21 protein-coding genes are annotated in these 21954 nt (G+C 57.6%); 16 read left to right on the top strand and 5 right to left on the bottom strand.

Features of this window, described 5'->3' with window-relative positions; all coding sequences use genetic code 11:
• Positions 1 to 25: 25 nt before the first annotated feature.
• Positions 26 to 2257: a PhoX family protein gene (locus A8710_RS03385; RefSeq protein WP_068858052.1), complete on the bottom strand. Its 2232-nt coding sequence runs from the start codon at positions 2255 to 2257 to the stop codon at positions 26 to 28.
• A gap of 161 nt (positions 2258 to 2418) precedes the next feature.
• Here A8710_RS03385 and argE point away from each other — a divergent pair, with 161 nt between their 5' ends.
• From argE to A8710_RS03355, 6 genes are all read left to right on the top strand, one after another.
• Entirely contained in the window at positions 2419 to 3573 is a 1155-nt protein-coding gene (gene argE, locus A8710_RS03380; RefSeq protein ID WP_068858051.1) for an acetylornithine deacetylase, read from the top strand.
• Positions 3574 to 3652: 79 nt separating this feature from the next.
• Complete coding sequence (locus A8710_RS03375) at positions 3653 to 3922, top strand: CopG family ribbon-helix-helix protein (protein WP_068858050.1); 270 nt, start codon at positions 3653 to 3655, stop codon at positions 3920 to 3922.
• Complete coding sequence (locus tag A8710_RS03370) at positions 3922 to 4197, top strand: type II toxin-antitoxin system RelE/ParE family toxin (protein WP_068858049.1); 276 nt, start codon at positions 3922 to 3924, stop codon at positions 4195 to 4197. Before A8710_RS03375 ends, A8710_RS03370 begins: the two co-directional genes overlap by 1 nt.
• 90 nt (positions 4198 to 4287) lie before the next feature.
• Complete coding sequence (gene argA / locus A8710_RS03365) at positions 4288 to 5607, top strand: amino-acid N-acetyltransferase (RefSeq protein ID WP_068858048.1); 1320 nt, start codon at positions 4288 to 4290, stop codon at positions 5605 to 5607.
• An 11-nt stretch (positions 5608 to 5618) separates the two neighbouring features.
• A complete protein-coding gene (ilvD, locus tag A8710_RS03360; protein WP_068858047.1) occupies positions 5619 to 7298 on the top strand; it encodes a dihydroxy-acid dehydratase in 1680 nt (559 codons plus the stop codon).
• Complete coding sequence (locus A8710_RS03355; RefSeq protein WP_068858046.1) at positions 7298 to 7663, top strand: CoA-binding protein; 366 nt, start codon at positions 7298 to 7300, stop codon at positions 7661 to 7663. The genes ilvD and A8710_RS03355 overlap by 1 nt, the downstream gene beginning before the upstream one ends.
• Here A8710_RS03355 and A8710_RS03350 read toward each other — a convergent pair.
• Positions 7660 to 8286 (bottom strand): 2OG-Fe(II) oxygenase, encoded by a 627-nt coding sequence (locus tag A8710_RS03350; RefSeq protein ID WP_082968618.1) that lies wholly within the window; start codon positions 8284 to 8286, stop codon positions 7660 to 7662. The genes A8710_RS03355 and A8710_RS03350 overlap by 4 nt on opposite strands.
• A 28-nt stretch (positions 8287 to 8314) precedes the next feature.
• Between A8710_RS03350 and A8710_RS03345 the strand changes: the two genes are divergently transcribed.
• The 4 genes from A8710_RS03345 to A8710_RS03330 all read left to right on the top strand — a co-directional run bounded on the left by A8710_RS03345 (position 8315) and on the right by A8710_RS03330 (position 12338).
• Complete coding sequence (locus tag A8710_RS03345) at positions 8315 to 9160, top strand: 23S rRNA (adenine(2030)-N(6))-methyltransferase RlmJ (protein ID WP_068858044.1); 846 nt, start codon at positions 8315 to 8317, stop codon at positions 9158 to 9160.
• Between the two features lie 45 nt (positions 9161 to 9205).
• On the top strand, positions 9206 to 9736 hold the full coding sequence (locus tag A8710_RS03340) for a hypothetical protein (RefSeq protein ID WP_068858043.1): 531 nt from the start codon (positions 9206 to 9208) through the stop codon (positions 9734 to 9736).
• A gap of 2 nt (positions 9737 to 9738) precedes the next feature.
• Positions 9739 to 10923, top strand: a complete 1185-nt coding sequence (locus A8710_RS03335) for an iron-containing alcohol dehydrogenase (RefSeq protein WP_068858042.1) — start codon at positions 9739 to 9741, stop codon at positions 10921 to 10923.
• A 194-nt stretch (positions 10924 to 11117) separates the two neighbouring features.
• Complete coding sequence (locus A8710_RS03330; protein ID WP_068858041.1) at positions 11118 to 12338, top strand: autotransporter outer membrane beta-barrel domain-containing protein; 1221 nt, start codon at positions 11118 to 11120, stop codon at positions 12336 to 12338.
• 53 nt (positions 12339 to 12391) lie between these two features.
• Here the strand turns inward: A8710_RS03330 and cysQ are convergent, their stop codons facing one another.
• Complete coding sequence (gene cysQ / locus A8710_RS03325) at positions 12392 to 13243, bottom strand: 3'(2'),5'-bisphosphate nucleotidase CysQ (protein ID WP_068858040.1); 852 nt, start codon at positions 13241 to 13243, stop codon at positions 12392 to 12394.
• A gap of 76 nt (positions 13244 to 13319) precedes the next feature.
• Here cysQ and yrfG point away from each other — a divergent pair, with 76 nt between their 5' ends.
• The 3 genes from yrfG to A8710_RS03310 are packed head-to-tail and all read left to right on the top strand — an operon-like array spanning position 13320 to position 15072.
• Positions 13320 to 14006, top strand: coding sequence for a GMP/IMP nucleotidase (yrfG, locus tag A8710_RS03320; protein WP_068858039.1), 687 nt, complete (start codon positions 13320 to 13322; stop codon positions 14004 to 14006).
• Entirely contained in the window at positions 14003 to 14407 is a 405-nt protein-coding gene (locus A8710_RS03315) for an RNA-binding S4 domain-containing protein (protein WP_068858038.1), read from the top strand. Before yrfG ends, A8710_RS03315 begins: the two co-directional genes overlap by 4 nt.
• Positions 14404 to 15072: a YoaK family protein gene (locus tag A8710_RS03310; protein ID WP_068858037.1), complete on the top strand. Its 669-nt coding sequence runs from the start codon at positions 14404 to 14406 to the stop codon at positions 15070 to 15072. Before A8710_RS03315 ends, A8710_RS03310 begins: the two co-directional genes overlap by 4 nt.
• A gap of 4 nt (positions 15073 to 15076) precedes the next feature.
• Here the strand turns inward: A8710_RS03310 and A8710_RS03305 are convergent, their stop codons facing one another.
• The gene (locus tag A8710_RS03305) at positions 15077 to 15739 is read right to left on the bottom strand and encodes a fumarylacetoacetate hydrolase family protein (RefSeq protein WP_068858036.1); all 663 of its coding nucleotides are present in this window, start codon (positions 15737 to 15739) and stop codon (positions 15077 to 15079) included.
• Between the two features lie 415 nt (positions 15740 to 16154).
• Positions 16155 to 17552, bottom strand: a complete 1398-nt coding sequence (locus A8710_RS03300) for an FAD-binding oxidoreductase (protein ID WP_068858035.1) — start codon at positions 17550 to 17552, stop codon at positions 16155 to 16157.
• 99 nt (positions 17553 to 17651) lie between these two features.
• On the opposite strand from A8710_RS03300, the gene serA reads away from it, so the two are divergent.
• From serA to A8710_RS03285, 3 genes are read left to right on the top strand one after another with little or no spacing between them, the layout of a single operon-like run.
• Complete coding sequence (serA, locus tag A8710_RS03295; protein WP_068858034.1) at positions 17652 to 18881, top strand: phosphoglycerate dehydrogenase; 1230 nt, start codon at positions 17652 to 17654, stop codon at positions 18879 to 18881.
• A 12-nt stretch (positions 18882 to 18893) separates the two neighbouring features.
• Positions 18894 to 19487, top strand: a complete 594-nt coding sequence (locus tag A8710_RS03290) for a 4'-phosphopantetheinyl transferase family protein (protein ID WP_082968617.1) — start codon at positions 18894 to 18896, stop codon at positions 19485 to 19487.
• 32 nt (positions 19488 to 19519) lie between these two features.
• Positions 19520 to 21832, top strand: a complete 2313-nt coding sequence (locus tag A8710_RS03285; protein WP_068858032.1) for a molybdopterin-dependent oxidoreductase — start codon at positions 19520 to 19522, stop codon at positions 21830 to 21832.
• Positions 21833 to 21954 lie beyond the last annotated feature (122 nt).

The following is a 21954-nucleotide window of genomic DNA, read 5'->3' as shown; positions in this document are numbered from 1 at the left end:
GGACTAAGCCAACTAACCCCTCGATCTAAACCGCGATTTCGCCACCATCATCTTTAGTGATGACCAAAGTAGCTGAGCGCGCACGTCGGCTCCCCGGCGTTAACTCCAAGGCATTAAAACTACTCTGCTCAGTAAATGAACTGGCTTGGGAGTAATTACTAAAGCCGCCCGACTCACCGGGGTGCTGAATATTCACAAATAGCGCTTTGCGATCAGGGGTCATATCAATACCGGTAATTTCCGCGCCTTTGGGTCCAACCAAGAAACGCTTGAGGTTATCTGTGGTGGGGGCTTTGCCTGCCACAGAGACCACGGTACTGGTCGTTGCATCAATGGCATTGTTCACCGTCACCGGGGCGCCATCGCCCACCTTGCCGGGTATGGCAGCCAACATCATGCAATTCGTTTCATCGAGGTAGGCGCCATCATCCGTTTGAATCCAGAGAATGCCTCGCGGATCGAACCACAAACCGTCGGGGCTCGAGAAATCATTGGCGTCAGTTAAGCCGGAGAGGTTTACCGACGCTGCTGCGTCAGACTCCGCACCAAAGACATAGATATCCCAACGGAACGTGGTGGCCGCTGGATCATCGCTCGTTTCAGCTAAGCGGATGATATGGCCATTGACGTTACCCTTGCTGGTGCGCGTGGTCGGGCTGCCAAAAGCATCACTGTAAGCGCGAGGGTTAGCAGCATCTGCTGTGGCAGTCGTGCGCTGACTATTGTTGGTCAGCGTCAAATAGACCTCCCCATTGTTTGGGTTCACCGCCGTCCACTCTGGGCGATCCATTTTTGTGGCGCCGAGTTTATCGGCCGCTTCACGGGTAAAGACGGCAATCTCAGCAGCTGTCATAGCCAAAGTGGCATTACTGGCTGCCAACGGTAACCACTCGCCCATGCCATTGGCATTAAATTTCGCCGCGTACAGCGTGCCATTGTCCAGAATATCGTTAGTGCGATTTTCGTTGCCGGTAAACACGGCATCTGTGACGAACTTGTAAAGGTATTCGCCGCGCGAGTCATCGCCCATATAAAAGGCCATTTTCTTGCCTACGACAAATTTTGGCCAGCAACCTTCGTGAGAGAAACGACCCAAGGCCGTGCGCTTTTTTGGCGTCGACAACGGATCATACGGATCAATCTCTACGACATAGCCAAAGGTATTGGCTTCGTTGCGATAGTCTTGGCTAGCCGTCATACCGGCTTGCGGTTGAAGCTGAAAACGCGACATTAATTGCGCGCGATCGCCTGAGCCCACGGGATCAGGCGCCGAGTACCAGCGCAACTGCTGGAAGCCATGACGAGCAATTCCATAGCGTGCTTGGCGCTTCTGCTCTGGCGTCCCCGCGGCAAGTGCAACTCGCCCAACGGTATTGTCGTTTGTATCGAGCTTCACGTCCGCATGACCAAAATAGCCGGCCCAGTTCTCTTCGCAGGTTAGATAAGTACCCCACGGCGTGAAGCCATTCGCGCAATTATTTAAGGTGCCACGCGCCATGAGGCCGCTGGGATCATAGGCCGTTTTCAACAGGTCGCTGCCGCGCGCCGGCCCAGAAATTTGCATGGGGCTATAGGGCGTTAGGCGGCGATTGAATGGACTACCCTGCACATAACGGTAACGGCCATTCTGCTTAACAACCTCCACAACGGAAATGCCGTGCAAAGCCATCTCTTTCAGACATTCCTCAGCATCGGAGCGCAAACTATCCTTGCTATAGTCACCGGCCTTAGGCAATAACTGAGAGTTAGCATCCAGCGTGGCCTTGTCGAACGTTGGCCCGTTGGCATGCACAAAATCTTCCGTGACCGCCTCATGATTAATGACTAACAAGCCGCGATCATTGCTGTTTCGATCGGGCAAGCCGGCAGCACTTAAACCAAAGTAGTACATGCCGTCATGATGGTCGCCAATCGCTTGCTCTTGCTGTGCGGATGTCAGTGCCGTAATAGTGCTAGGGACCGTGCCGCCAGAGAATAATGGGTCACCCCAAGACACTAATGTGTGAGCGGTATAGCCATTTGGCACCGTCACCGAATCCGCAATGGATTTAGCGACCGGGCTAAATTTTAATGTTAAAGGCTCAGCGGCTTTTGTCTCACCGCAACCCGTCAGCGCCACGCTGCCCATCATCAAACCGGCACCCACGGTTGCGCCACCTTTTAAGACATCTCGACGACTCAAGCGCTGTTCAATCAGCGCATCAATATGCTTATTCGCGGAAGGGTTGCTGTTTTCCATGGGGTGGTTGTGGCTCATGTCATTACCTAGCAGAGGGTTTTAGATAGCTGCAACTTGCCCTTATTGCATGACGATGCGCTGATAGTTTCGTGACAGACGCGTGAATTGTTTCCCAGGTTTCGAGGTCACTGCCACTCGCGTTACACTGCACGACTTAAGCATAGACTGCAGCCTGCACCATGAATCATCTGACCCTGCTCGCGCGCATGCGCACCCTCATTGCCACCCCCAGCGTCACCTGCACTGACCCCGCCATGGATCAGGGCAATTTAGCGGTCATTGAACATCTGGCCAGCTGGGCAGAGACCTTGGGGTTTCGTTGCGAAATCATGCCGGTGGCACCGGGCAAGGCCAACTTAATTGCGACCTTGGGCGAAGGCTCGGGCGGCTTAGTCTTTGCTGGCCATACCGATACCGTGCCATTTGATGGGGCGAAATGGCAGAGCGACCCGTTCAAGCTGACCGAGCGCGATGGCCGCCTCTTCGGCCTTGGTACGGCGGACATGAAAGGCTTCTTTCCCCTCGTGCTGGAGGCTGCCGAGGCCGCCGTGGCTGCTGTGCGGCGAGGCGAAACGCTGAAAGCGCCGGTGATTATTCTGGCTACCTGCGATGAAGAAACCAGCATGGCTGGCGCCAAGGCGCTAGTCGCTGCGGGCAAGCCAAAAGCCCGTTTTGCGGTGATCGGCGAACCTACAAGTGGTCGCCCCTTACGCTTGCAAAAAGGCGTGATGATGGAGCGCGTGATTATTGAGGGTCGTAGCGGTCACTCCAGTGATCCCTCGCTGGGCCATAACGCGCTAGATGCCATGCACGCCGTGATCGGCGAGCTGATCAGCTATCGCCGTGAGCTGGCGACGAAGTGGCACAACCCGCTCTTTACCGTACCCACACCGACCCTGAATCTGGGCTGCATTCATGGCGGCGATAACCCTAACCGCATCTGCGCGCGCTGCGAGCTGCAGTACGACTTGCGCCCCTTACCCGGCATGGAAATGGACAGCCTGCGTGCTGACATTAAGCGACGCTTAAAGCCACTGGCCGAGGAGTATCAGGTCAGCATCAGCAATGAGTCCCTGTTCAGCGGCACGCCAGCCATGGAAACTCCGGCAGATTCGCTGCTGGTTAAGGCCGTGGAAGAGATGACTGGTTTTACCGCGGGTGCGGCCGCTTTTGGCACCGAAGGCCCGTACTTTCAGGAGCTGGGCATGGAGGCGGTGATTTTCGGACCCGGCGGCATTGAAACCGCGCATCAGCCCGATGAGCATTTGGAGATTGCCAGTCTGCAACCCACCATCGATAAATTAGCGGCGTTGGTGCGACGTTTTTGCTTGTAAGACAAGAGATAGCAGCGCCTGTTTTTTTAATCAGCATTAATCGCTATGATTTGAAATAGTTTTCATTCGGAGGTTGGTCATGGCGCAAGTCGAAACCAAAGTATTGACCGCTCATGTTCCACTGCCTTTGGCTGACAAAATTGATCAGATGGCCGCTCGCCTTGATCGCTCACGCGGCTGGATCATGAAACAGGCATTGTCGGCCTGGGTCGGGCAGGAAGATGAACGCAGCCGCATGACTCAGGAAGCCTTGGCAGATGTCGATGCCGGCCACGTGATTGATCATCAAGCCGTGCAGGCATGGGCTGACAGTCTGGGCACGGGCAAGGTGCTGCCGGCACCACGCTAATGCAGCTAAAGTGGACCAGCAAGGCACTGTCTGATCTCGCGCGTCTGCATGAATTTCTGGTGCTGGTGAACCCGTCAGCCGCCGCGCAAGTGGTACAAACTCTCGCAGCAGCGCCGATCAGCTTGTTGAAAAACCCGCGTACCGGCGAGCAACTTTACGAATTCGAACCGCGTGAGGTGCGCCGGCTACTCGTAGGCAACTATGAGATCCGCTATGAAGTCCAAGCATCGACCCTGTATCTGCTGCGGCTGTGGCACTCGCGCGAAAGCCGCTAGCCTCTATACAATCGACATTTTGCAGGGCCAGCGCCTTGCCCACCCAAACGAGCAACGACCTTGAGCAGCCAGATCCCGTTTCAAGACACCATGTCGGAACAGTATGTGCACTGGTTCCGTAACTCCGCGCCCTACATCAACGCACATCGCGGCAAGACCTTTGTGCTGTTGTTTGGCGGCGAGGCGGTGAACCACGAGAACTTCCGCAACATCGTGCATGACATCGCGCTGCTGCATTCGCTGGGCATTAAGCTGGTGCTGGTGCACGGGGCGCGCCCGCAGATCGACGAAAATCTGGTCGAGTACGGCCTCACCACGCCGTACCACAACGGTCTGCGCGTCACTACGCGGGAGGCGCTGCGCTGTGTCATGGACGCCGTGGGTGCGATTCGCTTAGAGATCGAAGCCTTGCTGTCGATGGGGCTGTCGAACTCGCCTATGTATGGCGCCAAGATCGATGCGGTGTCGGGCAATTTTATTACCGCCAAACCCTATGGCGTGCGCGATGGCGTGGACTTCTGCCTAACCGGCGAAGTGCGTGCGGTGGATACCGAGGTCATTAATAAGAACCTCGCCAATCACCACATCGTCATTCTTGGCCCAACGGGCTACTCGACCACCGGCGAAGTCTTTAACTTGCTGGCGGAAGACGTAGCGGTGTCGGTAGCCACTGCACTGCAAGCCGACAAGCTGATTTGCTTGGGCGAGCGCGAAGGCATCGTGGACGATAACGATGACCGCCTGCTGCGCGAAATGATCCCCAATGAGGTCGATCAATACCTGCGCAATAAACCGCTAGACAGCGAGCTGCTACGGCACATGAACGCCGCTCGCGAGGCTTGCCGTGATGGCGTGAAGCGCATCCACATTATTTCCTATGCCCGGGATGGTGCATTGCTGCAAGAGCTCTTCACCCGTGATGGCTCCGGCACGCTGATCACACACGACCCCTACGAAGAAATTCGCACGGCCGAGATTGAGGACGTGGGCGGCATCATCGACCTCATCGAGCCACTGGAAGAAGAAGGTATTCTGGTGCGCCGCGAGCGTGAAAAGCTGGAGAACGAGATCGCCCATTTCGCGGTGGTTGAACGTGACGGGATGATCATCGGCTGCGCGGCGTTGTACCCGCTGCCGGTACTCAAGGGCGAAGAGCCTGCGGGCGAAATTGCCTGCGTTGCTATCCACCCGAACTACCGCAAGAGCGACCGGGGCAGCGAGCTCATGGAGTTCCTCGAAAAGCGCGCCAGCAGCAAAGGTCTGCGTAAACTTTTCGTGCTCACCACACGCACCGGCCTCTGGTTCCAAGAACATGGCTTTGAGCCCGCCTCGGTGGATGACCTGCCGAAGTATCGCCAATCCCTTTACAACTACCAGCGCAACTCGCTGGTACTCAGCAAACCGCTTTAAGGATTTCGGACATGACAAAAATCACCGACAACATGCGTAAGTATTCCTCTCAAGTCGTGGACGGCGTGGAGGCGGCACCGGGCCGCGCCATGTTGCGTGCCGTGGGCTTCACTGATGAAGACTTTAAGAAGCCGCAAATCGGCATCGCCTCAACCTGGGCCAACGTCACGCCCTGCAACATGCACATTAACAAGCTCGCTGAAGAAGCCGAGAAGGGCGCTAACGCGGGTGGCGGTAAGGGCGTGATCTTCAACACCATCACCATTTCAGATGGTATTGCCAACGGCACCGAAGGCATGAAGTACTCGCTGGTGTCTCGCGAGGTCATTGCCGACTCCATCGAAACCGTGGCGGGCTGCGAAGGCTTTGACGGTATCGTGGCGGTAGGCGGCTGCGACAAGAATATGCCGGGCTGCCTGATTGGCATGGCCCGCCTGAATCGTCCATCGATTTTCGTTTATGGCGGCACCATCAAGCCCGGTTATGGCCACACCGACATCATCTCGGTATTCGAGGCCGTGGGTCAGCACGCCAAGGGCGACATCGACCTGATTCAAGTCAAACAGATTGAAGACACCGCCATTCCCGGCCCCGGCTCCTGTGGCGGCATGTACACCGCCAACACCATGGCCTCCGCCATTGAAGCCTTGGGCATGTCGCTGCCCGGCTCCTCCGCGCAAAATGCCACGTCTTCCGACAAGGCCTCGGACTGCTTCCGTGCCGGCCAGCAAGTCATTGAGCTGCTCGCCCGCGACATCAAGCCGCGCGACATCATGACGCGCAAGGCCTTCGAAAACTCCATCCGCGTCATCATCGCGCTGGCAGGCTCCACCAACGGCGTGCTGCATTTGCTCGCCATGGCGCACGCCGTGGATGTACCCCTGACGCTCGATGACTTCACCGAAATCGGCAAGACCACGCCGGTGCTGGCCGACCTGCGCCCTAGCGGCAAATACATGATGTCGGAGCTAGTCGCCATTGGCGGTATCCAGCCGCTGATGAAGCGCATGCTCGATGCCGGTTTGCTGCACGGCGATGTCATGACCGTGACCGGTAAAACGCTGGCAGAGAACCTCGCCGAGGTTGCCGACTACCCGGCCGATCAGGACATCATTCGTCCCTTCAGCGACCCCATCAAGAAAGACTCGCACTTGGTTATTCTGCACGGCAACCTGTCGCCCACCGGCGCGGTGGCCAAGATAACCGGTAAGGAAGGTCTGCGCTTCGAAGGCACGGCGCGTGTCTATCACGGCGAAGAGGCCGCGCTGGCCGGCATCCTCAACGGCGAAGTGGTTGCGGGCGATGTCATCGTGATCCGCTACGAAGGCCCCAAAGGCGGCCCCGGCATGCGCGAAATGCTGTCGCCAACATCGGCCGTCATGGGCAAGGGGCTAGGCAAGGAAGTCGCGCTCATCACCGATGGCCGTTTCTCTGGCGGTTCGCACGGCTTCGTGGTCGGTCACATCACGCCAGAAGCTTTTGATGGCGGCCCGATCGCCCTGCTGGAAAACGGCGACAAGATCACCATTGATGCCGAAACCCGCGAAATCAGCATGGCCGTGTCCGATGCGGTGATGGCCGAGCGCAAGGCGAAGTGGGTGCAGCCGAAACCGAACTACACCCGTGGCGTACTCGCCAAATATGCCAAGTTGGTCTCTAGCGCCTCCGAAGGCGCCGTGACGGACAAGTAATGACTGAAACCGTCGCCGTGCTAGGCGCCAGCCCCAAGGCCGAGCGCTACAGCAACCAAGCCATTCACCTGCTGCGCCACTATGGGCACACGGTGATTCCGGTGAACCCCATCCAACGGGAAATCGCCGGCCTGCCGGTGGCTGCCTCGCTCACCGCCATCACGGAAAAGGTGGATACGGTAACGGTGTATGTCAGCCCTGCGCATTTGGAACCGCTGGTGGACGGCCTGCTGGCCTTGAAGCCGACGCGGGTCATTTTCAACCCGGGCGCGGAGCATCCTTCAGTGGCAGCACGGCTTGAAAAAGCCGGCATTGCCACCGAGGAAGCCTGCACCTTGGTGCTGCTGCGCACGCGGCAATTTTAATCGCGCGTACGCATCCAGCCGGCAATGCTCAAGCGCTGCTGGTTCGCCGGCAGCACTTCATGCGCCATCGAGTCACTGCGAAACACCACCAAAGTGCCGGCCTCCGGCGTAACGCTTAGCGGCGTAGCACCTTCTGGGTAAAGCACCAGCTCCCCGCCCGCATCAGCCGGCCAGCCCGGCTCGTTGAGATAGCACACCGTTGAAATCACGCGCTGCCCCTGCCCTGACCCCGCCATGCTGACATGCCGATCGATGTGCCGCCCGTAACCGTTGCCGGGCTCATAGCAGGCGTAATGCGCCTCGTATTCCGCGATACCCAGAAACAACTCGCGATTCAATTGCTGACGCAGGTCATCCAAGAGCTGGAGATACGCAGCGGCAGCTGGCCACGAGGCCTCTAGCCAAGCGATACGATCACCCCGAATTTGACGTTGAATTTGCTGCGCTGCACCACGCCCGATGCCGGCGGCATGAAACCGCCCGCTCACCTCCTGCTCGCGCAACTCGTGGCGCAACGCCGTCACCAGCGAGGCGGGTATAAAGTCCGGCAACACCACATAGCCCGGCTCGGGCAACACGGTTAAAACAGCAGCCCAATCTAAGGGCGGCAAAGCGGGTATCATTCGTTTCTCATTATTTGATGTTGCTACCATGAACTACCGTCACCATTTCCATGCCGGCAACTTTGCCGACGTGATGAAGCACAGCCTACAAATGGGCCTGCTCGCCGCACTGAAAAAGAAGGATACCGCCTTCTGCTTTATTGATACGCATGCTGGCGCTGGCATCTACGATTTACACGGCATGCAAGCGCAAAAAACCGGTGAATACCTGCAAGGCATTGAACGGCTGACCGATCATCGTGGCGCACCCACCTGGGTAGCTGACTACCTGCAAGGCATTCTCGCCTGCCAAGCCGCCGGCGGTCGCAGTCATTACCCCGGCTCGCCGTGGCTCGGCCTTCGCCAGCTCCGTACGCAGGATCGCGCCATTTTCATGGATGTTCAGCACGCCGAAGTCGCCAGCCTTCGTCATTATTTTAAGGATGATGCGCGTGTGGCGGTGCATCAACGCAATGCCTATGAAGGCCTGAACGCGATGATTCCGCCTAAGGAAAAGCGGGGTTTGGTGCTGATCGACCCGCCCTACGAACTGGAACGCGACGCCTTTCCGCAGCTGGTCAAACTCATCGTGGCGGCGCATACCAAATGGCCGACAGGTGTTTACGCGATCTGGTTCCCCATTAAGCAACGCACGGCCATCGTTAAGTTCTACCGCGAGCTGATGAACAGCGGCATCCCTAAAATGCTCGCCTGCGAGCTACTGATTCAGCCCGATGACAACGCGCTGGGCCTGAATGGCTCCGGCTTAATTGTCATTAACCCGCCCTTTGGCTTCTATGAAGAAGCGCAAAAAACCATGGCTTGGCTGCTTGACCGCCTGTCGGACCATCCTCAGAAGTCGAGCAAAGTGCGCTGGCTGGCAAATATAGAGTAATTGCTCTAGACTCTCGCGTCGCCATTCCCAGGACGCGAGCGTCTCATGAAACTCTCTAAAGAAACGCTGGGCTACGAAGCTCAGAAAGCCTATGTCACCACCATGATGAAAATCGTCGGTGGCGGCTTGGCGGCTGCCAGTCGTGTTGATGCCGACGTGCAGCGCAACCTGGCCGCCTTTCCAGCCGGGTATCAGATCTGCATGACCGTCTTCCCAGTCGGCCCGAACTTTTTCTTGCGTATGCAAGAAAATGGCATCGCTACGGTGATTGACGAGCCCACGGGCAAGCCTGATCTGACGATTCGCTTCAAGCACATGACCCATGCCTTCCTCGTCTTCTCGTTTCAAGAGGGCACGGCGCAAGCTTTTGCCAATGACCGCATGGTGGCCGATGGCAATGTGTCGCACTCCATTCGTCTGGTGCGCTGCCTGAACCGCATGGAAACCCTGATTCTGCCCAAGCTGATCGCCACGCGCGCCGTGAAGCGCTACGACGACGTACCGCTCGCCGAAAAGCTGAGCAAAGCTGCCCGCATCTACGGCCTCGTGGCCAAGTCACTCGTCACAGGAAACTAATCATGAGCAAGCCCTACTACGAATTTTTCTGCCCGGTCAAAGTCATTGCCGGTCACGCCGCCCTCGAACATGTGCCGTTCGAACTCAACATTTTGGGCGCGCAACGCCCGCTCATCATCACCGATAAAGGTGTGCGTGGTGTCGGCCTGCTGACCCATGTTGAGGCCGCCTTTGCCGCCGCCGGTGCCAGCATTGCGGCGATCTTTGACGACGTCCCGCCAGACAGCTCGCTGCAGACCGTGCGCGCTGCTGCCAAGGCTTATCGTGACAATAACTGCGACGCCATCATCGCTGTTGGCGGTGGCTCGGTGATCGACACTAGCAAGGCTGTGAATATTCTCGCATCCGAAGGCGGCGACGACCTGCTCGCATACTCTGGCGCGCATGTGCTGAAGCGTCCGCTGCGCCCGCTGTTCGTGGTGCCCACCACCTCCGGCACCGGCTCGGAAACGACCGCCATCGCCGTGATTTCCGACACCGAGAAAGGCGTGAAAATGCCTTTCGTGTCGTATTTCCTGATGCCGAATGCTGCCGTGCTCGATTCGCGCATGACGCTGACGCTGCCACCGCACATCACCGCCATGACCGGTATGGATGCACTGACGCATGCCGTCGAAGCCTTCACTTGCCTGGCACACAACCCGATCAGCGATGCCTACGCAACGGGCGCCATCAAGAAAATTACCGACAACTTGCTCAATGTGCTCGACAACCCGACCGATGCCGATGGCCGCCTAGAGCTCGCTCAAGCGTCGACCATGGCCGGTGTCGCGTTCTCCAATGCGATGGTGGGTTTGGTGCACGCACTAGGTCACTCGCTTGGCGCTGTTTGCCACCTGCCGCACGGTCTGTGCATGAACTTGTTCCTGCCTTTCGCGCTGGAATACAACAAGGATAAGAACGGCGACCGTATTGCCGAATTGCTACTGCCGTTGGCCGGTGCCGATGTCTATGCCGCGACGCCGGTAGCGGAGCGCGCCGATCGCGCCATCGCTGAAATCCGTCGCATGCGTGACGAAATTTTCAATCGCTGCAAACTCCCGCGCACCCTGAGGGAAACCGGCAAGGTCACGCGCGAGCAGCTAGCTCAAATTGCGGAGCTGACGCTGGATGACGGCGCCATCATCATCAATCCAAAGGAAGCCGATCGCGCAGAGATCATGGCGATTTTAGAAAAGGCCTGGTAAGGGATTCGAAAAAGGGTCTTCGCGTTTGCTCGGGCTATCATGCCCGCTCAAACGCGAAGACCCTTTTTCTTTACGAGGGATTTGGTTTACGCCGGCCGTCTAAAGTTACAAATAATGTACATTCTGCTGCAAAGGCTTAACCCAATATATGGTGCCCCTGCATTTCTAGCAGGCTTTCATTTTGGGGTGACCTCATGACACAGAATAAAAAACTTCTTTGTATTGCTATTGGTTCGGTTTTGGCGGGGAATGCTTTTGCAGTTGCAAACATAACTCCAGTTTTTGACATTTGTAATGAAAATTCCCGCTGCGTTACTCCAATTAAAAATCCCTGCAATGTATACGAAAATGAAGAGTGGGAATTAAAAGTTGCAGCACGCGAGCGTGAATACGATCAAGAGTTAATCTCCTGCGACCCAGCCAACGCTGCCAGCCAAGCCCTATTCAACATCACCAATCTCTCGTTCACCTCCATCGGCAGTCGCATTGATAACCTGCGTGATGCCGACTTGATCGCCTACGCACCCGCTTCACTGAAGTCGATGCAAGCCAATCACCGCGGCGTGGCCAGCGGCATTGTGGCCACCAAAGAAATCAAGCACGGCGCTTGGGTTAAGGCCATTGGCAACAACGCTCGCCAAGACCAACGCAATGGTTTTGATGGCTACAAGAGCAACTCAGCAGGTATCACGATCGGTGCAGATACCCGTCTCGATAACGACATGATTGTGGGTGGCGCATTCACTTATATTGATACCGACGTGAACGCCCGTGACACCGCCACAGGCTCTGGTAGCGAAATCAAAAGCTACCAAGGCACGGGCTACTTGAGCCGCGACTACGGCACATGGCACTTGGATGCCTTGCTGGCCTACACCAAGCAACAAAGCAAAACCCAACGTGTCGTCGGTCCATTCAATATGACCGGCAAGTTTGATGGCGACCTGTTCAGCACTCGCGTTACCGCAGGCAAGCGCATGGAAGTAGCCAACAGCAAGATGGTGGTTACCCCCTTTGTTAGCCTGCAATACGATCACCTGAAGCAAGATGGCTATACCGAAAATGGCCTAGCGCCCCTGACAGTTAACCGCACAACTGCTTCGCGTCTGACTTCCGGCTTGGGCGCGCGACTGGTCACCGAAGCAACGGTTGCCGGCCGTCAAATCAAACCCAGTGTGACCGCACAGTGGCTGCATGAGTTCAAGCAAGAAGGCCTGAACACCAGCGGCACCGTCGGTGGTGGTGGCGCATTTGTTAGCGAAGGTCAAAAAGCCGTAAAGAACTTGCTTGGTCTGGGCACTAGCGTAATGATGCCGGTGGGCCGCAATGCCGCCGTTAGCATCGGCTACAACTACGAAGGCGCGACCAAGTACCAGAGTCATGGTTACGAGTTGGTCTACCAATACTGGTTCTAAGCGCGCAGTACGTGTTTGTGTGAACTAAACGCCCGTCCCTGTGATGGGCGTTTTTATGTGGGCCATAAACTCAACCACTGCTCCGGTTCACAACCCACGGCGAGGAAGCTGGCGTTAAGCAGCGTATTGCGGTTGTTGTATCGGAAGGAGCGCCCCTGCTGATCCACCAAATGCCCGCCTGCCATTTCTAAGACGACTTGGGCTGCCGCTGTATCCCATTCGCTAGTCGGGCCAAAGCGCGGGTAGGCATCTGCCAAGCCTTCCGCCACCGCACAAATTTTAAAGGCGGAGCCTGCCGGCACACTCTGCATCGCACCAAACACGGCGACTGCAGCCTGCTCAAACTGTGCTAATTGCTGAAGTCCATGGCGACGACTCACCGTCAACTGAATCGGTCGCTCACCCACAACAGGAAGGGCTGCGCTCCTGATAGTCCGCCAGCCTGAAGCGTCCACCCGAAAACTCCCCACACCTTTTGCCGCTACATAGCTCAGACCCGTGGCGGGACCATGCACCACGCCGAGCACCGCTTCGTGGTCTAAGACCAAGGCAATATTGACGCTGAACTCACCATTCCGAGCGATGAACTCTTTGGTGCCATCCAGCGGATCAACCAACCAACACGCAGGCCAGTCGTGCCGCGAGATCAGCTCATCCGCCGATGACTCCTCAGACAACACCGGCAACTGTGCCCAGGGCCCTGCTAACTGAGCGAGCGCGTCGACGATGCGCTGATGTGCAGCTAAATCCGCTGCGGTTAACGGCGAGTCATCTGCTTTAGTGACCGTGCCCCATCGGCTGCTGTCCGCATAAATCGCCATGATGTCTCCACCTGCGGCTTCGGCCACCTGCAATACCGCCGCCAACAACGTGCGATCAATAGATGGCAGTTCAAGATTTGTCATGGATGAGCCTCATTTGTCCTGCCGCAGCGCGCATAGGCTTTGGCATACTGTGCTTAAGGTTTACAGGATAGCGCGAATGATAGATTGGTCCCGCATTGATACGGTCATCCTCGACATGGACGGCACGGTGCTCGATTTGCATTTTGATAACCGCTTTTGGATGCAGTATTTGCCCGAAGTGTATGCAGATAAATGCGGCCTGCCTCGAGAGCAAGGCTTAAGCGAGCTGCTCGCGCAATTCGCCGCGCATCAAGGCTCGCTCAATTGGTACTGCACCGACTTTTGGAGTGAAAAAGTCGGCTTTGATGTGGCCGCACTCAAACCAGACCTCAAGCATTTGATCCGCGAACGCGCCGATGCCTTCAGCTTTCTTGCCGCCGTAAAGGCCAGTGGTCGCTCACTGTGGTTAGCCACGAATGCACACCGCGCCAGCCTTGAAATCAAACTCGCCGAAATTGCCTTCGGCCACTTTTTTGATGTGGTGGTTAGCTCGCATGACTACGGCGCGCCGAAGGAGGATCAGCGTTTCTGGCAGGCCCTTCATGCTGCGCATGCCTTCGATCCCGCCCGTGCCCTGTTTGTGGATGACAGTGAATCCGTGCTCGATAGCGCCGTGCGCTTCGGAATAGGCCAAGTGATTTGCGTATCCACGCCGGACAGCCAAAAGCCCTCCCGCACCCACTTGCGTCACGCTGCAATTGATCAGTTTATTGAGCTGGGCCAGCCGCCCTTACTCCACTCACCGGGAGCCCCACTGCCATGAGTGACAATGCCTCTCATGCGCGTACCCGCATCGACAAATGGCTGTGGGCGGCGCGCTTCTTCAAGACGCGCTCGCTGGCCAAGGCCGCCATCGAAAGTGGGCATGTGCACTGCCAGGGACAGCGCATCAAGGTCAGTCGCGAGGTTGCCGTGGGCATGCAGCTGCGGATTCGGCAAGGCTTTGATTACAAGACCGTGGATGTGCTCGCGATCAGCGATGTGCGCGGCCCGGCCGCCGCGGCACAGTTGCTCTACGCTGAAACCCCGGAGAGCTTAGCCGAGCGCGCCGAGCAAACCGCCCAGCGCCAAGCCATGAACTTGGCGCATCCGGACCATCGTCCAAACAAGAAAGAGCGTCGGCAAATTCATCGCTTCCAGCGCGATGTCGGCAGCGGCGGGTGACAACGCTACCGCGCTGGATCTGGGTCGGCACTTGGCTGCTGGCGTTTATCGCCGGCATGATCAATGTCGTCGGCTTTCTCAGCATTTCGCAGCAGGCCGTCACGCACCTTACTGGCACGACCAGCCTGTTTGCCATCGCAGTCATCGAACACGATGCGCATCAAATGCTATTGCTCGGCGCCATCCTGCTCGCTTTCTTTTTTGGATCGCTGATCAGCGGCCTGATCATCCAGGACAAGGTGCTGCGACTGGGCAGGCGCTATGGTGCCGTGCTGATACTGGAGTCGCTGATTCTGGTACTGGCAACCGCACTACTGCAGCGTCATCACATGGCCGGCCTTTGGCTCGCAGCGGCGGCCTGCGGCTTGCAGAACGGCATGGCCACGACCTATAGCAAAGCGGTCATACGCACCACGCATCTGTCTGGTATGTTTACCGACCTCGGTATTTTTCTTGGTCAAGCGTTGCGTGGCGTTGCGGTGGAGCCGCGGCGGCTGATGTTGTGCTTGGTGGTCATCTCAGCTTTCTTCTGCGGCGGTCTTGCTGGCGCAGTCAGCTTTCAGGAAATCGGCTACAACACGCTGCTCATCCCCGCCGGGCTAACCGGGCTGACGGGCGTGAGCTACATGCTGCTTCGCTGGTACGCGCTGCGCCCTAATAAGTAAATATTTAGCGTACGCGCGTCATCCAAGATCGCTCGCCCAAGGTCAGAACCAACGCATCGCCCGCGTTAAGCGCCGCCACGCCCTCCGGTGTGCCCGTCATCACCACGTCACCGGGTTGCAGCGTAAAAATAGTTGCGATGAACTGCAGCAGAGGAACGATGGCCGTGATCATGTCAGCGCTATGCCCTTGCTGACGCGCTTCGCCATTGACGAAAAGCGTAAAACTCAGATCCGCGAGATCCGTCGCTGCTGACAACGGCGAAAACGTCCCCATCGGTGCCGCGCCATCAAAAGCCTTAGCAACTTCCCACGGATGCCCCTGCTGCTTGAGCTGGTTCTGCACATCGCGCAGCGTCAGATCCAAGCCCAGCGTGATGCCGGCAATTGCCGCCCGTGCCTCTGCTTCACTGACTTGCCCCGTCAGCGCCGAGCCAATCAACAGTGAGATCTCGGTCTCGTGATGGCAACTGCCGCGTCCGCTCGGAATCGCGAAATCCGGACCTAGCGGCACCAGCGCCGTCGCGGGCTTCAAAAACAGGATCGGCGCATCCGGCACGGCATTACCGAGTTCGCGAGCATGCGCGGCGTAATTACGGCCAACGCAGACCACCTTGCCGACGGGCCAGCTCACTGGTGTTCCATCTTGCCATTGGTGTTGGTAGGTCATTCTCAGTTCCTTTTTGACGGGCTTTGGCGGGGTGGGATTTCCCCTGTTAGGACCGCCGTGAATACATCCTTGTAGGCTCTCGTGCGCCATCCATGGCGCACAACGTCCCATCACGGGAAATCCCACCCCGCCACGCGAGCTCAAACGAAGCTGCGCATGAATGCCACACCACGATAAATTCGAACCACTGCACGAACCCAGCGCGAGATTCAGAACGGGAGCGCTGTTGGCGCAGCGGAGCGACACTGTACGGGACGTCACGCGCCATGGATGGCGCGTGAGAGCCTACATGGGTGAGTGCAGGGTTTGCCGGAGCAACGCTCCGGACTGCACGAACGACGGCGCGATGTAGCGCGCCGGCTGGACCGTACTTGCGGCGATCCCGAACAGTGTCACTCCACTACGCCAGCGAACCTCACAAATCGAAAATCTTGCCCGGATTCATCACATTGTTCGGATCAAACACCTGCTTGATGGCCTTGAGATATTCAACCTCAACAGGCGAGCGCGTATAGGTGAGATAAGGCTTCTTGGTCATCCCCACACCATGCTCGGCGGAAATCGACCCGTTGTAGCGCTGCACCGTCTCAAACACCTGCGTGTTCACGCTCTTGCACTTGGCAAAGAAGTCTTCCTTTGCCAGATCAGCGGGCTTGAGGATATTCAAGTGCAGGTTGCCGTCACCAATATGCCCGAACCAAACTACGCGGAAGTCCGGATATTGCGCGGCCACAATGGCATCAATATCGGCAATAAAGGCCGGCACACGCTGAATCAACACCGAGATGTCGTTCTTGTATGGCGTGTACTGAGCAATAGTCTCGGAAATGTCTTCGCGTAAACGCCACAGGTTTTTTGCCTGAGTTTCGGACTGGCCAAGCACGCCATCCACTACCCAGCCTTCTGCCACGCATTGCTCGAAAATAGCCATGGCTTCATCGGCCATATCCTCAGACAGCGCCTCGAACTCCAGCAGCGCATAGAACGGTGTGGCGGTATCAAACGGACGCGGAATGCCCTGATGCGCCGTCACTAACTGCACCGAGAGTTCCGAGAAGAATTCGAAAGCCGTCAGGTCTAATCGCGCTTGGAAGGCCTTGAGTACATTCATCACACTTGGAAAATCTGGCGTGCCCAGCACCATGACCTGCAGATTGCGCGGCGCGCGATCGAGCTTCATGGTCGCTTCCACGACCAAACCCAGCGTCCCCTCTGCACCAATAAAGAGATGACGCAGATCGTAGCCGGTGGCGTTCTTAATCATGTCTTTATTGAGTTCAAGCATGTCGCCCTTACCGGTGACGACCTTGAGGCCAAGCACCCAGTTACGCGTCATGCCGTACTTAATGACCTTGATACCGCCCGCATTAGTGCCGATGTTGCCGCCGAGTTGCGACGAACCCGCCGAAGCGAAATCAACGGGGTAATACAGGCCCTGTTCTTCCGCGAAATTCTGCAGCTGCTCGGTGACCACACCCGGCTGGATGCGCACCGCGCGGTCCTCTGGAATGAACTCCAGCACTTTGTTCATGTAGTCAAAGCTGATGACGACCTCGCCGTGAGCAGCCACCGCGCCTGCCGACAACCCGGTACGGCCACCTGAAGGCACAATCGCGAAGCCGACTTCATTAGCCAGCAGCACCACCGCCTGCACCTGCTCGGTCGTCGTCGGAAAGACAATCGCCGTGGGCGCGGGCGTGTACATCTTGGTCCAGTCGCAGCCCCAGGTCTTCAGACTGTCAGCATCCGTGCGAACACGATTTTCACCGACGATGGCTTGCAAGCGGGACAGCGTTTCAGGCGCGAGGCTCATGGCAATCTCTCGAGAACAGAAGAATGTGCGCATTCTAACAGGTGGACAGTGTGTGCTAACATTCGCGACTTCCTTTTTGATGACACGAGTCCTTGCGCCATGAGCCAGCTCTCCCTCGACAAAGCCAAAATCCGTTTCCTGCTGCTGGAAGGCGTTCACAAGAACGCTCTCGACGTGCTCAGCAACAATGGCTACACCAATATTGAGTACCTGCGTGGTGCCCTCGACGAAGACGCCCTGATCGAAAAAATCAAAGACGCTCACTTCGTTGGCATTCGCTCGCGCACCCAGCTCACGGAAAAAGTCTTTGCCGCGGCCAATAAACTGATTGCGGTCGGCTGCTTCTGCATCGGCACCAACCAAGTGGATTTGAAGGCTGCCATGAAGCGCGGCATTCCGGTATTCAACGCCCCCTATTCAAATACCCGCTCGGTTGCCGAGCTGGTGCTGGGCGAGCTGATCCTGTTGCTGCGCGGCATTCCTGAGAAAAACTTCCTCGTGCACCGCGGTGGCTGGTCGAAGTCGGCCGAAGGCTCCTACGAAGCCCGTGGCAAGGTGCTGGGCATCGTCGGCTATGGCTCGATTGGTTCGCAGCTGTCTGTTCTGGCCGAGTCGCTGGGCATGCAAGTGATTTACTACGATGTAGTGACCAAACTGCCGCTGGGCAATGCGCGTCAAGTCGGCACCATGGACGAATTGCTGGCCACCGCCGATGTGGTCACTCTGCACGTGCCGGAACTGCCCTCCACCAAGGACATGATGGCCGCTGCCGAATTCGCCAAGATGAAAAAGGGCGCGATCTTTATCAACGCGGCGCGTGGCACCGTGGTCGATATCGAAGCGCTGGCCGATGCCATCAAATCGAAGCACCTCAATGGCGCCGCCATCGACGTATTCCCGAAAGAGCCTAAGGCCAATGACGAAGAATTCTTGTCGGCGCTGCGCGGTCTTGACAACGTCATCCTGACGCCTCACATCGGCGGCTCGACGCTGGAAGCACAGGCCAACATCGGTCTCGAAGTAGCCGAGAAGTTCGCTCGCTACTCCGACAGCGGCGCCACCATCACCTCCGTTAACTTCCCGGAAGTGGCTGTTCCTCAATCGCCGGGCAAGCACCGTCTGCTGCACATTCACAACAACATCCCCGGTGTGCTGTCGGCAATCAACCTGGTGTTTGCCGAAAACGGCATCAACATTAGCGCGCAATCGCTGATGACCAACGACTCCATTGGCTATCTCGTCATGGATGTCGATGCCGAGTACTCCGAGCTTGCACTGGCTAAGTTGCAGCAAGTGAATGGCACCATCCGCACCCGCGTACTGTTCTAAGCTGTCACCCGCGTGCTGACCACGGCCGCTGCTTTCCCTACCGGAAGCAGCGGCCGTTTGCTTTATAGCGTTCCCGCCACGGATGTGCAGGTCTGGCTGCTGCAAAAATGCGATACCGCGCCCGACTCGCCCACCCTGCTTTTGGACTGGCTGACCGAGTTACTCGGGTACACGCCGGAGGTGTTACGCACGCCGGCTGGCAAACCCTATATCGCCAACTGCGCCCTACAATTTAACGTTTCGCACAGCCAACACTGGTTCGCGTTTAGCTGGCGAACGGGTCACGAACCTGTGGGCGTTGACATTGAAGATCTTGGTCGTCGGCCGAGCTTTGCCGCACTTGCCGAGCGCTATTTTCACCCAACTGAACAGATGGCCTGGCGTGCCGCCGAAGTATACGAAAGCACCGCCACCTGGCTGCAGATTTGGACGCGCAAAGAAGCCGTTCTGAAAGCGCACGGCCTGGGCCTACGTTTGCAACTCAACACACTGGACACCTGTGACGATGCCGTGCAGCATCCACTCCTAGGCGCTTGGCAGCTACACAGCTTCCGCTTACCCGATGCCGTGGTCAGTGTCAGCTGGCCGTCCCGCGCCGCCCCATAACAAGAGCCGAGCATTTTCGGCCGGAGCCCTCAATGGCCAACACCCAGCAGCACTTCCGTACTTGCCACCTCTGCGAAGCCATGTGCGGCATCATTATTGAGCACGAAGGCGGCCAAATCCTGTCCATCAAAGGCGATCCGGACGACCCGCTCAGCCGAGGCAATATCTGCCCGAAAGCGGTGGCGCTGCAGGATTTGCAAAGTGATCCGGATCGTCTGCGCCAGCCCATGAAGCGCGTCGGCTCAGAGTGGATGCCGGTGAGCTGGGAGAATGCCTATGAGGAAATCGAGCACCGATTTAAGGCCATTCGCAGCGAACATGGCAAACACAGTCTGGCGGTTTATGCCGGCAACCCAACGGCACACAGCGCGGGCGCGATTCTTTTTCTGCCCAACCTGATCCGTGCCTTTGCCGGACGAAATCGCTTCAGCGCCACCAGCGTCGATCAGCTGCCGCATATGCTCACCAGCTACAAGCTATTCGGCAATCAGGCGCTTTTTACTATTCCGGATCTGGATCGCTGCGAGCACCTGCTCATCATCGGCGCCAACCCCGGCGCATCCAACGGCAGCCTGATGTCCGCTGGCGACCCGATGGGCCGTATTAAAGCTATTCGCCAGCGTGGCGGGCGCGTCACCGTCATCGATCCGCGCCGTACCGAGACTGCCGATAAAGCCGATGAGCATGTCTTCATTCGTCCTGGCAGCGACCTTTACCTGATTGCCGCCATGCTGCAGGTGCTTTTCGCTGAACGCTTGGCACGCCCGCGCCACCTCAGCGAAATGATTGATGGTCTTGATGCCATCAAACAGGCGGTGGCTGATTTCAGCCCTGAACAGGCTGCAGAGTTCACGGGCATTAGTGCCGATACCATTCGCCGCCTGACCCGCGAATTTGCAGCCAGCAACCATGCCTGCGCCTATTCGCGTTGCGGCACGTCCATGCAGCAGCATGGCCAGCTCACCACGTGGCTGGTTACTGTCCTGAATATCGTTACCGGCAACCTAGATCACGAAGGCGGCATGATGTTCACACGCCCCGCCATCGACCTCGTTGCCCTTAGCGCGACCAGCCAAGGCTTACAAGGTTCATTCGGGCGCTTTAAGTCCCGTGTGCGCGCCTTGCCGGAGTTTGGCGGTGAGCTGCCCGTGGCCGCCTTTGCTGAAGAAATTTTGACGCCAGGCAAGGGTCAGATCCGTGGCCTCATCACCCATGCGGGCAATCCGGTGTTGTCCACGCCCAATGGCCGCCAGCTCGATGAGGCACTGGCCACGCTGGATTGCTATGTCGCGGTCGACTACTACATTAATGAAACGACGCGTCACGCCCATTTCATTTTGCCGCCGACCGGGCCACTAGAGCGCCCCTACTACGATGTCATTTTCAACACCCTGGCCGTACGAAATGTCGCCAAGTACTCACCGCCCCTGCTCACAAAGTCTGAAGATGCCCGCCATGATTGGGAAATTCTGCTCGAACTGACCTTACGCATGAGCACCGAGCCCGGCAGTGAGCGCTGGCAGGCACGCGCCTCCCAAAAGCTGGTGCAGCGCCTTGGCCTAGAGGGTGTTCTGGATATTCTGCTGCGTGTCGGCCCCTATGGTCAGCAGGCCGCTTGGCTGCAACGTGCCAGCAGCCTACTCAGTGACAATGGCTTAACTGCCCCGCTCTTTGGCCAAGTGAAAACGTGGCTGCAAAAGCAAGTCGCGCAACGCAAACACTTGGGCAAGGCTCTGGCCGGTTTCGGGCCGCTCAGTGGCGCGGCTCAAGGCCTGAGTATTCGCACACTAAAGCAGCATCCGCATGGCAAGGACTTAGGCGCACTTCAACGCGCCTTCCCACAACGACTTTTCACCGATAGCCAACGCATTCAGCTGAGCCCTCAGGACTTTATCGAGGCGCTGCAAGGCGCCTTGACAACGGCCCCAGCCGAGCAGCTTGCAGGCCCCGGTCACGCGCTGCTGGTGATTGGCCGACGCCATGTGCGCAGCAATAATTCGTGGATGCACAACGCGCACCGCTTAGTGAAAGGCAAAGACCGCTGCACCGTGCTGCTGCATCCGCACGATGCAGCAGCACTGGCCATTGGTGAAGGTGACTTGTTAACGCTGCGCAGCCGGGTGGGTGAAATCTGCCTACCCGTGCAGATTAGCGACAGCATCATGCCCGGCGTTGCCAGTGTGCCGCATGGCTGGGGCCACGACCGGGTCGGCACACACTTGTCGGTGGCTGAAAAGCATGCCGGCGCCAGCCTCAACGACCTTACCGATGATCAAGCGGTGGATGGTGTTAATGGGGTGGCCGTACTCAATGGCTTCTGGGTGCGTGCGCAAAAGGCCGCTTAAGGCCTCGAAGTTCCTTACGCCGAGGCTTGGTAGTCCAGCCTCGGCTGCATTACCATCGCCGCTTTAATGCCTGCACCGGACGTACCCGAAGGTCGGCACACTTTTTTGCACAAGGAAAACAT

The organism is Perlucidibaca aquatica, assembly GCF_001676655.1.
Classification (GTDB): domain Bacteria; phylum Pseudomonadota; class Gammaproteobacteria; order Pseudomonadales; family Moraxellaceae; genus Perlucidibaca; species Perlucidibaca aquatica.
The sequence above is the reverse complement of the archived record's forward strand: the minus strand, read 5'-3'. Positions and strand labels throughout refer to the sequence as shown.

What these genes read in the sequence shown, in the direction of transcription:
- argE (WP_068858051.1), top strand. Translation starts at nt 2,419, where the DNA reads ATGAATCATCTGACCCTGCTCGCGCGCATGCGCACCCTCATTGCCACC.
- A8710_RS03385 (WP_068858052.1), bottom strand. Translation starts at nt 2,257, where the DNA reads ATGAGCCACAACCACCCCATGGAAAACAGCAACCCTTCCGCGAATAAG.
- A8710_RS03370 (WP_068858049.1), top strand. Translation starts at nt 3,922, where the DNA reads ATGCAGCTAAAGTGGACCAGCAAGGCACTGTCTGATCTCGCGCGTCTG.
- A8710_RS03340 (WP_068858043.1), top strand. Translation starts at nt 9,206, where the DNA reads ATGAAACTCTCTAAAGAAACGCTGGGCTACGAAGCTCAGAAAGCCTAT.
- A8710_RS03355 (WP_068858046.1), top strand. Translation starts at nt 7,298, where the DNA reads ATGACTGAAACCGTCGCCGTGCTAGGCGCCAGCCCCAAGGCCGAGCGC.
- yrfG (WP_068858039.1), top strand. Translation starts at nt 13,320, where the DNA reads ATGATAGATTGGTCCCGCATTGATACGGTCATCCTCGACATGGACGGC.
- A8710_RS03285 (WP_068858032.1), top strand. Translation starts at nt 19,520, where the DNA reads ATGGCCAACACCCAGCAGCACTTCCGTACTTGCCACCTCTGCGAAGCC.
- A8710_RS03305 (WP_068858036.1), bottom strand. Translation starts at nt 15,739, where the DNA reads ATGACCTACCAACACCAATGGCAAGATGGAACACCAGTGAGCTGGCCC.
- ilvD (WP_068858047.1), top strand. Translation starts at nt 5,619, where the DNA reads ATGACAAAAATCACCGACAACATGCGTAAGTATTCCTCTCAAGTCGTG.
- A8710_RS03345 (WP_068858044.1), top strand. Translation starts at nt 8,315, where the DNA reads ATGAACTACCGTCACCATTTCCATGCCGGCAACTTTGCCGACGTGATG.
- argA (WP_068858048.1), top strand. Translation starts at nt 4,288, where the DNA reads ATGTCGGAACAGTATGTGCACTGGTTCCGTAACTCCGCGCCCTACATC.
- A8710_RS03315 (WP_068858038.1), top strand. Translation starts at nt 14,003, where the DNA reads ATGAGTGACAATGCCTCTCATGCGCGTACCCGCATCGACAAATGGCTG.
- serA (WP_068858034.1), top strand. Translation starts at nt 17,652, where the DNA reads ATGAGCCAGCTCTCCCTCGACAAAGCCAAAATCCGTTTCCTGCTGCTG.
- A8710_RS03375 (WP_068858050.1), top strand. Translation starts at nt 3,653, where the DNA reads ATGGCGCAAGTCGAAACCAAAGTATTGACCGCTCATGTTCCACTGCCT.
- A8710_RS03335 (WP_068858042.1), top strand. Translation starts at nt 9,739, where the DNA reads ATGAGCAAGCCCTACTACGAATTTTTCTGCCCGGTCAAAGTCATTGCC.
- A8710_RS03330 (WP_068858041.1), top strand. Translation starts at nt 11,118, where the DNA reads ATGACACAGAATAAAAAACTTCTTTGTATTGCTATTGGTTCGGTTTTG.
- A8710_RS03350 (WP_082968618.1), bottom strand. Translation starts at nt 8,286, where the DNA reads ATGATACCCGCTTTGCCGCCCTTAGATTGGGCTGCTGTTTTAACCGTG.
- A8710_RS03300 (WP_068858035.1), bottom strand. Translation starts at nt 17,552, where the DNA reads ATGAGCCTCGCGCCTGAAACGCTGTCCCGCTTGCAAGCCATCGTCGGT.
- cysQ (WP_068858040.1), bottom strand. Translation starts at nt 13,243, where the DNA reads ATGACAAATCTTGAACTGCCATCTATTGATCGCACGTTGTTGGCGGCG.